At 70.8% G+C, this 15,270-nt stretch carries 12 protein-coding genes and 1 tRNA gene; 7 read left to right on the top strand and 6 right to left on the bottom strand.

The annotated features are described in order from the left end of the window. The first annotated feature begins 2 nt into the window (after positions 1 to 2). The 5 genes from E4N62_RS23685 (at position 3) to E4N62_RS23705 (ending at position 7,265) form a co-directional block, all read left to right on the top strand. Complete coding sequence (locus tag E4N62_RS23685) at positions 3 to 2,063, top strand: copper resistance protein CopC (protein WP_230217458.1); 2,061 nt, start codon at positions 3 to 5, stop codon at positions 2,061 to 2,063. Positions 2,064 to 2,071: 8 nt separating this feature from the next. Then, complete coding sequence (gene efeB / locus E4N62_RS23690; protein WP_230217460.1) at positions 2,072 to 3,499, top strand: iron uptake transporter deferrochelatase/peroxidase subunit; 1,428 nt, start codon at positions 2,072 to 2,074, stop codon at positions 3,497 to 3,499. A gap of 59 nt (positions 3,500 to 3,558) precedes the next feature. Next, complete coding sequence (pheA, locus tag E4N62_RS23695) at positions 3,559 to 4,494, top strand: prephenate dehydratase (protein ID WP_184891990.1); 936 nt, start codon at positions 3,559 to 3,561, stop codon at positions 4,492 to 4,494. Positions 4,495 to 5,064: 570 nt separating this feature from the next. After that, on the top strand, positions 5,065 to 6,342 hold the full coding sequence (gene serS, locus E4N62_RS23700; RefSeq protein WP_230217462.1) for a serine--tRNA ligase: 1,278 nt from the start codon (positions 5,065 to 5,067) through the stop codon (positions 6,340 to 6,342). Positions 6,343 to 6,458: 116 nt separating this feature from the next. After that, a complete protein-coding gene (locus tag E4N62_RS23705; protein WP_230217525.1) occupies positions 6,459 to 7,265 on the top strand; it encodes an HAD family hydrolase in 807 nt (268 codons plus the stop codon). A gap of 442 nt (positions 7,266 to 7,707) precedes the next feature. Here E4N62_RS23705 and E4N62_RS23710 read toward each other — a convergent pair. The 6 genes from E4N62_RS23710 to E4N62_RS23735 all read right to left on the bottom strand — a co-directional run bounded on the left by E4N62_RS23710 (position 7,708) and on the right by E4N62_RS23735 (position 12,022). Then, a tRNA-Ser gene (locus E4N62_RS23710) sits at positions 7,708 to 7,791 on the bottom strand. Between the two features lie 283 nt (positions 7,792 to 8,074). Continuing rightward, the gene (locus tag E4N62_RS23715) at positions 8,075 to 8,320 is read right to left on the bottom strand and encodes a hypothetical protein (RefSeq protein WP_230217464.1); all 246 of its coding nucleotides are present in this window, start codon (positions 8,318 to 8,320) and stop codon (positions 8,075 to 8,077) included. Between the two features lie 146 nt (positions 8,321 to 8,466). Then, positions 8,467 to 9,186 (bottom strand): ABC transporter permease, encoded by a 720-nt coding sequence (locus E4N62_RS23720; protein ID WP_230217466.1) that lies wholly within the window; start codon positions 9,184 to 9,186, stop codon positions 8,467 to 8,469. Positions 9,187 to 9,196: 10 nt separating this feature from the next. Further along, positions 9,197 to 10,108: an ABC transporter ATP-binding protein gene (locus tag E4N62_RS23725; protein WP_184891982.1), complete on the bottom strand. Its 912-nt coding sequence runs from the start codon at positions 10,106 to 10,108 to the stop codon at positions 9,197 to 9,199. Continuing rightward, a complete protein-coding gene (locus tag E4N62_RS23730) occupies positions 10,105 to 11,043 on the bottom strand; it encodes an ABC transporter permease subunit (RefSeq protein WP_230217468.1) in 939 nt (312 codons plus the stop codon). Before E4N62_RS23730 ends, E4N62_RS23725 begins: the two co-directional genes overlap by 4 nt. Next, on the bottom strand, positions 11,033 to 12,022 hold the full coding sequence (locus E4N62_RS23735; RefSeq protein WP_230217527.1) for an ABC transporter ATP-binding protein: 990 nt from the start codon (positions 12,020 to 12,022) through the stop codon (positions 11,033 to 11,035). The genes E4N62_RS23730 and E4N62_RS23735 overlap by 11 nt, the downstream gene beginning before the upstream one ends. Before the next feature lie 467 nt (positions 12,023 to 12,489). Between E4N62_RS23735 and E4N62_RS23740 the strand changes: the two genes are divergently transcribed. Beyond that, positions 12,490 to 14,256, top strand: coding sequence for an SDR family oxidoreductase (locus E4N62_RS23740; protein ID WP_230217471.1), 1,767 nt, complete (start codon positions 12,490 to 12,492; stop codon positions 14,254 to 14,256). 47 nt (positions 14,257 to 14,303) lie between these two features. Next, a complete protein-coding gene (locus tag E4N62_RS23745; RefSeq protein WP_230217529.1) occupies positions 14,304 to 15,209 on the top strand; it encodes a MerR family transcriptional regulator in 906 nt (301 codons plus the stop codon). Positions 15,210 to 15,270 lie beyond the last annotated feature (61 nt).

The raw sequence follows: 15,270 nt of genomic DNA on the forward strand, positions 1-15,270 counted from the left end.
CGGTGAGCCGGTTGAGGCCCTTGCTGTTGCTGTTGTTCGCCACCGTCGGAGCTCTGCTCGCCGGTGCCGTGCCCGTCTCCGCGCACGCCGCGCTGACCGGCAGCGACCCGCAACAGGGCTCGGTGGTCCAGGAGGCACCGGACCAGGTGTCGCTCACCTTCTCCGAGAAGGTCGCGGTGTCCGACGGTTCGGTGCGCGTGTACGACCCCAAGGGCAAGGAGGCCGACACCGGCGAGGTCACCGATCTGGGCGGGAACAGCTATGCCGTCGGGCTGCACTCGGGCCTGCCCGACGGGACGTTCACCGTCACCTACCAGGTCGTCTCGGCGGACAGCCACCCTGTCTCCGGTGCCTTCACCTTCTCGGTGGGGGCGCCGTCCAAGACGACGGTCGCGGTACCCGAGCAGGGCGCGGGCGGCGGGCTCGTCGGCGGCCTCTACGGCGTCGCGCGCTATCTGTCGTACGCCGGTTTCATCCTGCTGGTCGGCGGCGCGACCTTCGTACTGGCCTGCTGGCAGCGCGGCGCCGGGGTACGGCCCGTGCAGCGGCTCGTGGTGGCCGGGTGGCTCACGCTGACCATCGCCACCCTCACGATGCTGCTGCTGCGCGGTGCCTACACCGGCTCCGGCAAGTTCGGCGACGTCTTGGACCTGGACCTCCTCAGCCAGGTCCTCCAGACGAAGACCGGCGCCGCCCTGGTCTCCCGTCTGCTGCTCCTCGCCGCCGCGGCCCTGTTCATCGCGGTGCTGTTCGGCGCGTACGCACGGCGGTACGAGGAGACCGAGGAAGCCGGGGACGCCGGGGACGCCGGGGACGCAGCCACGGCGGCCGCCGGCACCGCGCGCGTCGCCGACGATGCGGACTCCCGGGACGACGCCGACACGGACACCGACGCGGACTCCGAGCACCACGACCCGTCCCTCCAGCGGGACCTCACCTTCGGGCTGGCCGTCGGCGGGGGCGTGGTCGCGGCCGGCCTCGCCGCGAGCTGGGCGATGGCCGAGCACGCCTCGACCGGTATCCAGACCGGCATCTCGATGCCCCTGGACGTCGTGCACCTGCTGGCCGTCGCCGCCTGGCTGGGCGGCCTGGCGACGCTCCTCGTGGCACTCTTCCGAGCACCCGTGGGCGCGCAGATCGAGACCGGGGCCGTACGGCGGTTCTCGCGGCTCGCGTTCGGCAGCGTGCTCGTGCTGGCCGCGACCGGGATCTACCAGTCGTGGCGCCAGGTCGGCAGCTGGTCCGCGCTGACCGGCACGTCGTACGGGCAACTCCTCCTCGTGAAGATCGGCCTGGTGGCCGTCCTGGTCGGGATCGCGTGGATCTCGCGCCGGTGGACCTCGCAGCTGGCGGAGGCGCCTGCCGCGCTGGAGACGCAAGCTGCTCGGGAGACGCAAGCCGCTCAGGAGAAGGGGGCCGCCGAGGAGAAGGAGCCGGTGGTCGCGCACGCGGCGGTCGGTTCCACGAAGGCGACCGGCGAGGGCGCGGAGCGGGCCGCCCAGCTCGCCCGGCAGCGGGCGGCGGTGGCGAGCGCGCGCGAGAAACGGCTGCGGGACGCGGATCCGGGCCGTCCCGGTCTGCGTCGGTCCGTGCTGGCGGAGGCGGGCGTCGCCGTCGTCCTGCTCGCCGTCACCACGGTGCTGACGGCCACCGAGCCGGGGCGCACGGTGGAGGAGGCCGAGGCGGCCAAGGCGGCCGTGACGCAGCAGGACGAGACGTCGGGCGCGCTGGCGTTGGACATGTCGTTCGACACCGGTGGCAAGAACGGCCAGGGCGTCGCCCGGCTGCAGATCGACCCCGCACGGGTGGGTGCCAACGAGATGCACGTCTACGTCCAGGGGCCCGACGGCAAACCCATCGACGTCCCCGAGGTGAAGGTCGCCTTCACCCTGGAGGCCAAGAAGATCGGCCCGCTGCCCGTGGTCCCCGAACGCGTCACCACCGGCCACTGGACGGCGAGTGGCGTACAGGTCCCCATGGCGGGCGACTGGAAGATCGAGATGACCGTACGGACATCCGACATCGACCAGGCGACCGTCAGCAAGAACGCGAAGATCGGCTGAAACACACCATGGCTGACCAGGACCTCGTCGAAGACGGCCCCGCCCGGAGAGGAGCACGGGGCGGCGGTGACCACACCGCCGCCGCACGGGTGCGGGCGACCACGGACGACTCACCGTCGTCGTCCGTCGGTGCGGAACAGAAACGGGAAGGGGACCGACCGCACGGGAGCCCCGCGAGCGGACCCATCTCCCGCCGCCGCCTGCTCGGCACGGCCGGCGTCACCGGTCTCGCGCTGGGTGCGGCGGGCGCCGCCGCAGGCTACGCGGCGGGCTCCGCCTCCTCGTCCTCCGCCGAGAAGGTCACCCCGCTGTCCTCCCTCGGCGCGGGGGAGGTCATGTTTCACGTGAAACATCAGCCGGGGATCACCACCCCGCTCCAGGCGCGTGGCCATCTCGTCGCCTTCGACCTGGCTGCCGGGGCCGGGCGCAAGGAGGCCGCCGCCCTGCTGCGCCGCTGGTCGGACACGGCCCGGCGGCTGATGGCGGGCGAGCCCGCGGCTCAGGACGACACCGCGATCGCCCTGGACGCCGGGCCCTCGTCGTTGACGGTCACCTTCGGCTTCGGACACAGCTTCTTCGCCCGTACCGGCCTCGAGAAGCAGCGCCCGGAGTCCCTGGACCCACTGCCGGACTTCTCCTCGGACCAGCTCGACAGGTCGCGCAGCGACGGCGATCTGTGGGTGCAGATCGGCGCGGACGACGCGCTCGTCGCCTTCCACGCCCTGCGCGCGATCCAGAAGGACGCGGGCGGCGCGGCCCGGGTGCGGTGGCAGATGAACGGCTTCAACCGCTCGCCGGGCGCCACGGCCCACCCCATGACCGCCCGCAACCTGATGGGGCAGGTCGACGGCACCCGCAACCCCAAGCCGACCGAGTCCGACTTCGACGAGCGGATCTTCGTGCCCGGGTCCGCCTCACCGAGCACCTCCGGCGATCCCGCCTGGATGGCGAACGGGTCCTACGCCGTCGTACGCCGTATCCGCATGCTCCTCGACGACTGGGAGCAGCTCTCACTCAAGGAGCAGGAGGACGTCATCGGGCGCCGCAAGTCCGACGGCGCCCCGCTGAGCGGGGGCTCGAAGGCCACGGAGACGACCGCGATGGATCTGGAGAAGACGGACGCCGAGGGCAGTCTCCTGGTCCCGATCAACGCGCACGCCCGTATCTCCCGCCCCGACCAGAACGGCGGCGCGGCCATGCTCCGCCGCCCGTTCTCCTTCCACGACGGCATCGACGCGAAGGGCGTCCCTGATGCCGGTCTCCTCTTCGTCTGCTGGCAGGCCGACCCGCTCCGCGGCTTCGTCACCGTCCAGCGCAAACTCGACCGCGGCGACGCCCTGTCGAAGTTCATCCGCCACGAGTCGAGCGGCCTCTTCGCGGTGCCGGGAGGCGCGTCGGAGGGGGAGTACGTGGGGCAGGGTCTGCTGGAGGGCTGACGGCCGCGGGGCCGGGCCGAGAGTCGTACGGCTGCACCGGGGCCCATTAGGGTGAGTCCATGTCAGCCAGCTACGTGTACCTCGGCCCCGAGGGCACCTTCACCGAGGTCGCCCTGCGCACGCTGCCGGAGGCCGCGACCCGCGAGCTCGTCCCGATGGTGTCCGTGCCCGCCGCGCTCGACGCCGTCCGCAACGGTGAGGCCGAGGCCGCGTTCGTCCCGATCGAGAACTCCGTGGAGGGCGGCATCACGACCACGCTCGACGAGCTGGTGGCCGGGGCCCCCCTGATGATCTACCGCGAGGTGCTCCTCTCGATCACCTTCGCGCTCCTGGTCCGGCCGGGCACCCAGCTCTCGGACATCAAGACGGTCACCGCACACCCGGCCGCCCAGCCGCAGGTCCGCAAGTGGATGAAGGCCAACCTCCCGCCCGACGTGGTCTGGGAGTCCGCCGCCTCGAACGCCGACGGTGCCCGTCTCGTGCAGGAAGGCCGTTACGACGCCGCCTTCGCCGGAGAGTTCGCGGCCTCGCGCTACGGCCTGGAGGCCCTGCAGACCGAGATCCACGACGCGGAGAACGCCCAGACCCGGTTCGTCCTGGTCGGCCGTCCCGCCCGGCCGGCCGCCCCGACCGGCTCCGACAAGACGTCCGTCGTCATCTGGCAGCGCGACGACCACCCCGGTGGACTGCGCGACCTGCTCGGCGAGTTCGCCGTCCGCGGCGTGAACCTCATGCTTCTGCAGTCCCGCCCGACCGGCGAGGGCATCGGCAACTACTGCTTCGCCATCGATGCCGAGGGCCATATCGCCGACCGGCGGGTGGCGGAGGCGCTGATGGGCCTCAAGCGGGTCTGCCTCCAGGTCCGCTTCCTCGGTTCGTACCCGCGTGCGGACGCCGCCACCGCGAAGGTCCGGCCCACGCTGCCGGGCACCTCCGACACCGAGTTCGTGGCCGCGGCGGACTGGGTGGCGCGCTGCCAGGACGGCCGGTTCTGACCCGGCCCGCCGTCGGTGCTACCTGCTTATTTTCTTTGTCCACAGAAGTTATCCACAGGGCACCTTCTCGACCTGGGGACAAGTCGACAACACAGCCCCACTCAGTCGACAAATCCCCTTCGTGAGCCGTGCTGCGTCCACAACCCCATGGGTCACCCTTCGCCCATGTGTTTCCTCCCGTCAATCCTTTAGAGCGACCCATTCCCACGTCAATCCACTCGAAAGTGGGCGTGAAGGCGGTTTGGGCCGGGAATCCTCAGGACGGCGCCCGACTTCCCCGGCGATCTTCTCGGACGTCCACAGATCTTTCGCACAGCCTGTGGATAACTCTGCGGCACTGTGGAGTCCTGTGGACGAACGATCCCCAAGTCCCTTGCCGCACAAGGAAGTCGAGTCAACCAGGCGCCGCACCCCCACCCCCTTTCAGGGGGTCGCCTTTCAGTTCATTGACTTTCACCAGCGCCTGCCATGGCGGGCCCAGGCGATCGACATTCCGCTTAAAGTGCCTCATAAAGGGCGTACCGCGAATTCAAGTCGTGGGTCGGAACCACGCACCGGTAGCCTTGAGGGGTGATTGACCTTCGCCTGCTCCGTGAGGACCCCGACCGTGTGCGCGCGTCCCAGCGCGCCCGTGGAGAGGACGTCGCGCTCGTCGACTCCCTCCTGTCCGCCGACGAGCGGCGCAGGTCGTCCGGCGTCCGCTTCGACGAGCTCCGTGCCGAGCAGAAGTCGCTCGGCAAGCTGATCCCCAAGGCCTCCGCCCAGGAGAAGGCCGAGCTGCTCAAGCGCGCGGAACAGCTCAAGGCCGACGTCAAGGCCGCCGACGCCGAGCGTGACGCGGCCGACACCGAGACCCAGGAGCTCCTCCTCCAGCTCGGCAACCTCGTCCACCCCGATGTCCCCGTCGGCGGCGAGGAGGACTTCGTCACGCTGGAGACGCACGGCGAGATCCGTGACTTCGCGGCCGAGGGCTTCGAGCCGAAGGACCACCTCGAACTCGGCACGATCCTCGGCGCCATCGACACCGAGCGCGGCGCCAAGGTCTCCGGCTCGCGCTTCTACTTCCTGACGGGCGTCGGTGCCCTGCTGGAACTCGCCCTGGTCAACGCGGCGATCGCCCAGGCCACCGCGGCCGGCTTCACCCCGATGCTGACTCCGGCGCTGGTCCGCCCGCAGTCGATGGCCGGCACCGGCTTCCTCGGCCAGGCCGCCCAGGACGTCTACCACCTCGACAAGGACGACCTGTACCTGGTCGGCACCTCCGAGGTCGCGCTCGCGGCGTACCACATGGACGAGATCATCGACGCCGACCGCCTCCCCCTGCGGTACGCGGGCTTCTCCCCCTGCTTCCGCCGTGAGGCCGGTTCGCACGGCAAGGACACCCGGGGCATCTTCCGCGTCCACCAGTTCGACAAGGTCGAGATGTTCTCGTACGTCGCGCCGGAGGACTCGCAGGCGGAGCACCAGCGTCTGCTGGACTGGGAGAAGCAGTGGCTGACGTCGCTCGAACTGCCCTTCCGCGTCATCGACGTCGCCTCCGCCGACCTCGGCTCCTCGGCCTCGCGCAAGTTCGACTGCGAGGCGTGGATCCCGACCCAGGGCAAGTACCGCGAGCTGACCTCGACGTCCGACTGCACGGAGTTCCAGTCGCGCCGCCTGCAGATCCGTGTCCGTGACGGCAAGCAGGTCAAGCCGCTGGCCACGCTCAACGGCACGCTCTGCGCCGTCCCGCGCACCATCGTGGCGATCCTCGAGAACCATCAGCAGGCCGACGGCTCGGTCCGCGTCCCCGAGATCCTGCGTCCGTACCTGGGCGGCCGCGAGGTGCTGGAGCCGGTAGCCAAGTGAGCGAAGCGGCAGCCACCGGGGGATCCACGGACCCAGGCGAGAGCGCGGTGTCGGAGGCGCCCGTCGCGTCCGACGCGGCCACGGCCTCCGGAACGACCACGGTCTCCGAACGGTCCGTGACGCCCCCGGGCTTCCCCTACAAGCTGATCGCGACCGACCTCGACGGAACGCTTCTCCAGTCCGACGACACGGTCTCCCGGCGCACCCGGGAAGCGCTCGCCGCGGCCACCGCGGCGGGCGCCGCCCACATCGTCGTCACCGGCCGGGCCGTCCCCTGGACCCGCCACATCCTCGACGACCTCGGCTACCGGGGACTGGCCGTCTGCGGCCAGGGCGCACAGGTCTACGACGCCGGAGAGCACCGGCTGCTCACGGCCGTCACCCTGGACCGACAGCTCGCCGCGGTCGCCCTCGCGAAGATCGAGGCGGAGGTCGGCCCCCTGCACCTGGCCGCCAGCCGCGCGGGCCTGGACGGCGAGATCCTGGTCGGCAGCGGGTACTCCCTGCACGGCTCGCTCCCCACGATCCCGCTCGCGGACGTCTCCGACCTCTGGACGTCCCCGCTCAACAAGATCTACATACAGCACCCCACCCTGACCTCGGACGAACTCACCGAGGCCGCCCGTCAGGCTGCCGGCGGCTTCGTCACGGTCGCCATGGCCGGTGAGGGCATCGTCGAGCTGCTCCCCCTCGGCCTCACCAAGGCCACCGGGCTCTCCATCGCCGCCCGCCGCCTCGGGGTGAAGCGCACGGACACCATCGCCTTCGGCGACATGCCCAACGACATCCCGATGTTCACCTGGTCCACCCACGGCGTGGCCATGGCCAACGCCCACCCCGACCTCAAGGTCGTCGCCGACGAAGTGACCTCCTCGAACGAGGACGACGGCATCGCCGAGGTACTGGAACGCCTGCTGCCTTGACCGAACCGAAGGCCCCCGCCGCGGCGGGGGCCTGGGGAAGCGGGGCGACAGTGCCGGAGGGACGAGGGACCTCTGGCCGGGCGACCTCACCGCCCCACGTGCGCTGACGCGGCAACATCCTGACGGCGCCTCGGACCAGACGTGTGCGCCCGGCAAGGACACCCGGCCCACCCGGCGCCGCCCCTCGGCTCCCCGACCGCCGCCGCGAGACCCGGCACAGCCCCGAGAAGCCTCTCCGCCCACACCCCTTGGCCCAACGAACCCGGCACAGCGCCCGGGGGCCTCTCTACACACACGCCCTCGCCCGACGAACCCGGCACAGCCCAGTTGAGCCTGTCTACACACCCCCTGGCCCAACGAGCCCGGCACAGCGCCCGGGGGCCTCTCTACACACACGCCCTCGCCCAACGAACCCGGCCAAGTCACAGCGACAGCGAAACGGCGGAGGATGCACGGATCGAACGTGCGCGGGCAGAACCCGACCACGGCTTAGCAAGCCGGTGCCTTACCACTCGGCCAATCCTCCGGGTGGGCGGCCCACGCGAAGCGATTCGCGTGCTCGAAGCGGCCGCCCCGGGCAGCCCCCCACTGGGGGGACGGACTCGACGGAGGGGTAACTACTCCGGAGTCCGTCGTGGGCCGCCCTGCGGGGAACTCGACGTACTGCGCCTGAAGGACAGCATCGCCGGGCTCCTCTCCCAGTACGTGACGCCGATCCGATCCGGCGACCTGGACACCAACCACTGTGCCCGGCGGCCGAGTTGCCCGCCACCGAATATCGGCCGCGCACCCCCGGCCACTCCGAACGGTCAGCGGCGGCGCCACTTGCGACGTCGCGCCTTGCTGAAGAACCACCCGGCGGGCGGCTCGTCCGAGCGCCAGGGCTGGGGATCCGGAGCCTGCCCCCGCCACCGCGCCGCCAACATCCGGGCCCGCGCCGACGGTTCGGCCGTCTCGGCGGACCGTATGAAGTCCTCGTCCAGCACGAGGTCGTCCCAGACGTCCTCGCCCGCGCCCCGCGTCTCGCCTCCGTCGGACGGATGCTCCGCCGTCATCCCCGTTCCTCCCGCCCTCTGGCCGCCCTTCCTGGCCGGTGTGTCCCGTGTATCCGTCCGCCCAGTCTGCCCGGGCGGGCGTGAAGCCTCCGTCAAGACCGCGAGAGCGGGGCCTCCGGGGCGGCGGCTCGCCCCGGAGGGTCCCGTCACTCCTCGCCGGCGAGCTTCAGCGTCCGCAGCTTCTGTCCCGCGTACCAGGTCGCGCCCGCCGTGACGACCGTCAGCAGGATCACCGCGGTCGGCAGCCCCACGTCGGAGGTCACCAGGTTGCCGTCGGTGACCTTCTGGGCGACGGCGAGCGCCCACTGCTGGACGCTGAGGGTGCGTGCCCCGTCCACCAGGGAACCGAAGAGGGTCTCCCAGACGAGGGCGTACACGAGCCCGAAGACGACCGCGTGCCGGGTGACCGTCCCGAGGAGCAGGAACATCGCGGCGTACGCGATCGAGGCGACCAGCGCCGCCACGGTGTAGGCGACGGCGATCTGCTGCCCGTTGCCGTTGAGGATCAGGCCCGCGATCAGCGTCGGTACGGCCGAGAAGGCCATGGTCACCGCGATCGCCACGACCAGCTTGGTGAAGATGATCGTCGGCCGTTTCACCGGCTTGGCGAGCAGATACACCACCGAGCCGTCGTCGATCTCCGGTCCGATCGCGCCCGTTCCCGCGATGACGCCGATGATCGGCACCATCGTGGCGAGCGCGAATCCGCCCAGCAGATCCGCCGCCACCTGGTCGTCGGCGCCGCTCAGGGCGCGTACGGCCACGGAGAGCACGATCAACAGGGCGGGCAGCGCACTGAGAATGAGGGCCCGACGGCGGCCGAGCAGGGCCCGGTAGGTGAGCCGGGCGACTGTGGGGTCGTACATCTTCGGCCTCCTACGCCGCGACGAGATACGAGAAGACGGACTCGAGGGACTCGTCCGACGGCGAGACCGTGAGCAGACGGATGCCGTGGTCCCGGGCCACCCTCGGCAGCAGGGTCGTGAACCGCCCGAAGTCGACGGCCTGGATGCGCAACGCACCCTCGGCCAGATCCACTTCGATCCCGGCGGTCGACGGGTCGGCGATCAGCGCGGCGGCCAGGGCCCGGTCGTCGCTGGAGCGCACCAGATAGCGGTGAGGGCGGTCGGTCATCAGCCGGCGGATGCGCCGGAAGTCGCCGCTCGCCGCGTGCCGTCCGGCGACGATCACCTCGATGTGGGCCGCCAACTGCTCGACCTCCTCGAGGATGTGGGACGAGAACAGCACGGTGCGGCCCTCGTCGCCCATCCGCCGCAGCAGGTCCATGAGCTGCATGCGCTGACGCGGGTCCATGCCGTTGAACGGCTCGTCGAGGAGGAGCAGCGACGGTTCGTGGACCAGCGCCGACGCCATCTTCACGCGCTGGCGCATGCCCTTGGAGTACGTCGAGATCTTGCGGTCCTGCGCGTACTCCATCTCCACCGTGGCGAGCGCCCGCTGGGCGGCCGTCGCCCCGAGGCCGTGCAACTCGGCGTTGGCGACGACGAATTCGCGGCCCGTGAGGAAGTCGTACATCGCCTCGCGCTCGGGCACGATGCCGATGTGCTTGTAGATCTGCTCGTTGCGCCACACCGGCGTCCCGTCGAGGGTGACGGAGCCCGTGGAGGGGGCGAGGAAGCCGCCCATCATGTTGATGAGGGTGGACTTGCCGGCGCCGTTCGGGCCGAGCAGGCCGGTGACTCCGGGGCCGATCGTCATCGTGACGTCGTTGACCGCCACCACGTTGCCGAACCAGCGGGAGACGTGGTCGATGTTGAGCGTGGTCACAGCCCGACCTTTCGGTAGCGGCGCATCAGCAGGCCGTAGGAGCCGGCGATGAGACCCAGGACGACGAGGACGTAGAGGGCTCCCTGCCCGTCGGAGGGCCCGTGCCCGCCGGGGAAGGCGGAGGTGGCGCCCAGGAAGGCGGTCTGTACGCCGTCGATGAGGGTGATGGGCGAGAAGAAGCCGAGCCAGGGCACCGTGTCCGAGCTGTTCTGCTCGGTGGCGATGGCCTGGACGACGGAGACCGCGCCGTAGGAGATGGTCAGGACGGCGATGACGGCCGCGATGCCGAAGCCCCGCCGCGGGGTGACCGCCGAGATCACCAGGCCGATACCGGCGAAGAGGAGCGACAGCAACGCCACGGACACCAGTCCCTGTGCCAGTCCCTTGGTCTGGTCGGTGAAGTCGAGCTTGGCCAGCAGCGCGCCGATGTAGAGCACGAGCAGGGGCACCGCGGTGAGGATGAACAGCGCCGAGGTCAGCGCCGCGAACTTCGCGCGGACGTAGTCGGCGGTCTCGATCGGGCGCGAGAAGTACAGCGGGACGGTCTTGAACCGCAGGTCGCGCGAGACGGCCTGCGGTGCCTGGGAGGCCACGTACAGGCCGATGACGGCCTGCATGATCACCGCGTAGTCGGTGTACTTCACGGGCAGGTCGTTGGCCTGGGTGGCGACCGCCACCGCCACCATGATGGCCGCCGGCACGCACATGACCGCGAACAGCAGCATGGGCAGCACCTTCGACTTGGCCGAGCGGCCCAGTCCGTAGGCGCCGCGCAGCGACTGCGAGTACAGCGAGCGCCGGGCGTAGGCGCGGCCGAGGCGGGGGCCGTCGTAGGAGCGGTATCCGATGTTGTGGATACGGCTCTGCTCGCCCGTGCGGGCGGGCTGTCCGCCGCTGAGGGACGGTGCCGGCGCACCGTGCTGCTCAACCGCCATGGCCGACCGCCTCCTTTCCTGCGTCCTGGGCGCTGAGGGTGCCGGTCTGCGCGTCGTGGTCCTGGAAGACCTCGGCGATCTGGTGCCTGCGCTGCTCCATACGGACCAGACCGAGGCCCAGGTCGGCGACGACGTCCCGGACCAGGTCGTAGGTCTCCTCGCCCTGGGCGGTGAGCAACAGGATGTGCCCGGCGCCGGGGAGGCCGCTGCCGTCGGAGACGGTGACGCCGCGTGCGTGGAGTGCCTGCCGCAGCGCGCCCGTGCCGTCCGGGTGCTCGTCGCTGTCGGTGACCTCGATCGCGAGGGTCGCGGTGCTCTGGGTGAAGTCCCTGGTGGAGCTGGACCGCAGAAGCTTGCCGCCGTCGACGACGACCACGTGGTCGCAGGTGCGCTCCAGCTCGCCGAGGAGATGGGAGGTGACGAGGACGGAGATGCCGAAGTCGGTGTGGATGCGGCGGATGAGGCCGAGCATCTCGTCCCGGCCGACCGGGTCCAGGCCGTTGGTCGGCTCGTCCAGGAAGACCAGCTGCGGATCGTGCACCAGGGCCTGGGCGAGCTTCACCCGCTGCTTCATGCCCGTGGAGTAGCCGCCGATGGGGCGGTACCGCTCCTCGTACAGGCCGACATGACGCAGGGTGTCCGCGGTGCGCTCGCGCGCGGCGGTCGGCGGGAGTCCGGACATGCGGGCCATGTGCACGACGAACTCGGTGGCCGAGACGTCGGGGGGCAGGCAGTCGTGCTCCGGCATGTACCCCACGCGCTCGCGGATGGCGCCGCCCTTGGTGGCGACGTCGAGGCCGAGCACTTCCGCACGGCCCTCCGAGGCGGGGGACAGACCCAGCAGGATTTTGATCAGTGTGGACTTGCCGGCGCCATTGGCACCGACGAGTCCGGTCACACCGGGTCCGATGTCCACGGAGAGCCGGTCAAGAGCGGTCACCCTCGGGAACCGCTTGCTCAGGCTTTCGGTCGCGATCACAGTCACGATTTAGACATTAGGGGCGCGGGACGCCGCGGTCGTCAGCCCGCGGGGTTGCTTCTTCCTCACCCTCGAGTCGTACGGGCTCCTAGGGGGCCTCCACCGCCGGTCCCCCTAGGGGTCACCCTGAAGGTCGAGTGACGGGACGGCTCCGAGCCGCCGTCCTTGGGCGGCCGGGTGCGGCCATGAGGGGCCGTCATGAGAGGGAACGTCCGGCGCCGCCGTTTCGTGCCCGCGTTCGCTCGGTTCTTCGGGTTGTACTTCGGGTTGTTCTGCGGGCCTGTTTTCTCGGTCTGCGGGCCTGTTTTCTCGGCGTTCCTGTCGTCACGCCCGGCGGTTTTCCACAGCCCGTACGCGCCCGTTGACGCGGCCACCGCTCACTGGCACAGTCGTTGATGTCACGGCGCGAGCACGGACCGTAGTCGACGTAGGCGGGCGGGGTGGTGGCCTCGGCCGAAGGGGGAGACATGGCGGATGCGGGAACGCTCGAAGGCGCGCGGGAGCGCAGGGTGCGTGCGGACGGGGTCGAGCTGAGCGTCGCCGAACTGGGCGACCCCGAGCGCCCGACCATTCTGTTCGTGCACGGCTATCCCGACTCCAAGGAGGTCTGGTCCGAGGTGGCCGTACGGCTCGCGGAGCGCTTCCACGTGGTGCTCTACGACGTGCGCGGCCACGGCGGCTCCACGGCGCCGAAGCCGCTGCAGGGCGGATTCACGCTGGAGAAGCTGACGGACGACTTCCTGGCCGTCGCGGACGCCGTCAGCCCGGACCGCCCCGTGCACCTGGTGGGACACGACTGGGGATCGGTCCAGGGCTGGGAGTTCGCGACGGTCGTGCGCACCGAGGGGCGCGTCGCGTCCTTCACGTCGATGTCCGGCCCCTCCCTCGACCACATGGGGCACTGGATCAAACGGCGGGTGCGACGCCCGACCCCGTCCCGGATCGGCCAGCTCCTGGGCCAGGGAGCCCGGTCCTGGTACATCTACGTGCTGCACACCCCCGTACTGCCCGAGCTCGCCTGGCGCGGCCCTCTCGGCAAGTGGTGGCCCGGCGTGGTCCGTAGAGCCGAGAAGCTGCCCCCGGGCGACTACCCGAGCGCGTCGTTGCCCACCGACGCCGCGCACGGGGCCTGGCTGTACCGGGACAACATGCGCGCCCGTCTGTCCCGCCCCCGGGACGACGCGTACGCCCATGTGCCCGTGCAGCTCATCACGACCCTGGGCGACCAGTTCCTCTCCGAACGGCTCTACGACGACCTGGAGTCATGGGTTCCGCGCCTCACCCGCCGCACGCTGCCGGCCAAGCACTGGATCCCACGCACCCGGCCCGATCAACTGGCCGTCTGGATAGCCGACTTCGTCACGGCGACCGAGGGCGGGCGCGAGGCCCCGACGGCCACCGGGAAGCACACGGACCGATTCGGCGGGCAGTTGGTGCTGGTCACCGGCGCGGCCGACGGCATCGGCCGGGCCACGGCCCTCGCGTTCGCCGAGTCGGGGGCACGCGTCGTCGCCGTCGACGTGAACGCCGAAGGGGCGGCCCGCACCGCCGAGTCGTCCCGGCAGCGCGGCGCCCCCGAAGCCTGGGCGGAGGCGGTCGACGTCTCGGACGAGCAGGCCATGGCGAAGCTCGCCGAGAAGGTCGCCACCGAGTACGGCGTGGTCGACGTGCTGGTGAACAACGCGGGGATCGGGCTGTCCGGGTCCTTCCTGGACACCTCTGTCGAGGACTGGCGCAAGGTCCTCGACGTCAACCTCTGGGGCGTGATCCACGGCTGCCGGCTCTTCGGCAGGCAGATGGCCGAGCGCGGCCAGGGCGGCCACATCGTCAACATCGCCTCGGCCGCCGCGTATCTGCCCTCCCGCTCGCTGCCCGCGTACAGCACCTCCAAGGCGGCGGTCCTGATGCTCAGCGAGTGTCTGCGCGCGGAACTGGCCGGGCGGGACATCGGGGTGTCGGCGATCTGTCCCGGCATCGTCAACACCTCCATCACGTCGACCGCGCGCTTCGCCGGTGTCGACGCCGCAGAGGAGAAGCGCCGGCAGCGGAGGGCCGCGAAGCTCTACGGGCTGCGGAACTACCCGCCGGAGAAGGTCGCGGAAGCCGTCCTGCGCGCCGTCGTCCGCGACCAGGCGGTCGTCCCCGTCACCCCGGAGGCCCGCGGCGGACGCTTCATGTCCCGGTTCACTCCCCGGGCACTGCGTGCGCTCGCCCGTATGGAGCCGCCACTGTGAGCCGTCGGGACGAGCGGGACGAGCGGGACGACGCACCGGCGGGCGCCATGTACCGCATCGACGACCTGGCACACCACAGCGGCGTCACGGTCCGCACGATCCGCGCCTACCAGGACCGCGGACTCCTCCCGAGCCCCGAGCGGCGCGGCCGCGCCAACGTGTACTCCGACGCGCACCTGACCAGGCTGCGCCAGATCGCCGACCTCCTCGACCGCGGCTACACCCTCGCCTCCATCAAGGAGCTCCTGGAGGCGGGGGACACGGGCCGCGGTCTCGGCGGGGTCCTCGGCCTGGCCGCGGAGGTCGAGGGAGCGTGGACCGACGAGAGGGCCGTACGGATCTCGCGGACCGAGTTGATCGAACGGTTCGGCGGCACTCCCGACGAGACGGCGGTGGCGGACGCCGTCGACCTGGGTGTACTGGTGCCGGTTCCGGACGACGAGGACCTGTTCCTCGTGCCGAGCCCCCAAGAGCTGTCCGTGGCTGCCGAGTTGCACGCGGCCGGGGTGCCGCTGTCCGCGATCGCCGGTCATCTACGGGAGTTGAGGGGTCAGGTCGAGCACATCGCCACGCGTTTCCTGGAGTTCACCACCGAGCATGTGTTCGCCCTCTCTCTCGGGCAGCACCGGCCACCGACCGAGGCCGACGCGGTCGAGGCGGCCGCGCTCGTGCGGCGGCTGAGGCCGCTCGCGCGGCAGACGGTGGACGCCGAACTCGCACGCGCGATGCGGCTGTTCGCCACCCGCCGACTGCGCCGTCATCTCGGCTCCGACGCGCGGGCCGAACCCGAGGAAGAGTCGCGTTCCGTGCTCATCGCGGCGTCCACGATACGAGCGGTGGAGAAGCTGGTTGGTCCGGAGCAGGTGTCCACCTTCGTCACAGCCGCCGCCGAACGCGAGGTGCAGTCGCGCGCTTTGGACGCTCTTGCCGCAAATACGGAAGAAATTAGATAAATTGATCAATAACCATGAATCTGACAGGTCGTTGTCCACAGAATCTTCAATTCCCCTGTGG

It is taken from the genome of Streptomyces sp. MNU76, assembly GCF_020982545.1.
Lineage (GTDB): Bacteria > Actinomycetota > Actinomycetes > Streptomycetales > Streptomycetaceae > Streptomyces.

Excerpts from the sequence above, each read along its gene's own strand:
- efeB (WP_230217460.1), top strand. The coding sequence starts at position 2,072 with ATGGCTGACCAGGACCTCGTCGAAGACGGCCCCGCCCGGAGAGGAGCA.
- pheA (WP_184891990.1), top strand. The coding sequence starts at position 3,559 with ATGTCAGCCAGCTACGTGTACCTCGGCCCCGAGGGCACCTTCACCGAG.
- E4N62_RS23715 (WP_230217464.1), bottom strand. The coding sequence starts at position 8,320 with ATGACGGCGGAGCATCCGTCCGACGGAGGCGAGACGCGGGGCGCGGGC.
- E4N62_RS23720 (WP_230217466.1), bottom strand. The coding sequence starts at position 9,186 with ATGTACGACCCCACAGTCGCCCGGCTCACCTACCGGGCCCTGCTCGGC.
- E4N62_RS23730 (WP_230217468.1), bottom strand. The coding sequence starts at position 11,043 with ATGGCGGTTGAGCAGCACGGTGCGCCGGCACCGTCCCTCAGCGGCGGA.
- E4N62_RS23740 (WP_230217471.1), top strand. The coding sequence starts at position 12,490 with ATGGCGGATGCGGGAACGCTCGAAGGCGCGCGGGAGCGCAGGGTGCGT.
- E4N62_RS23745 (WP_230217529.1), top strand. The coding sequence starts at position 14,304 with ATGTACCGCATCGACGACCTGGCACACCACAGCGGCGTCACGGTCCGC.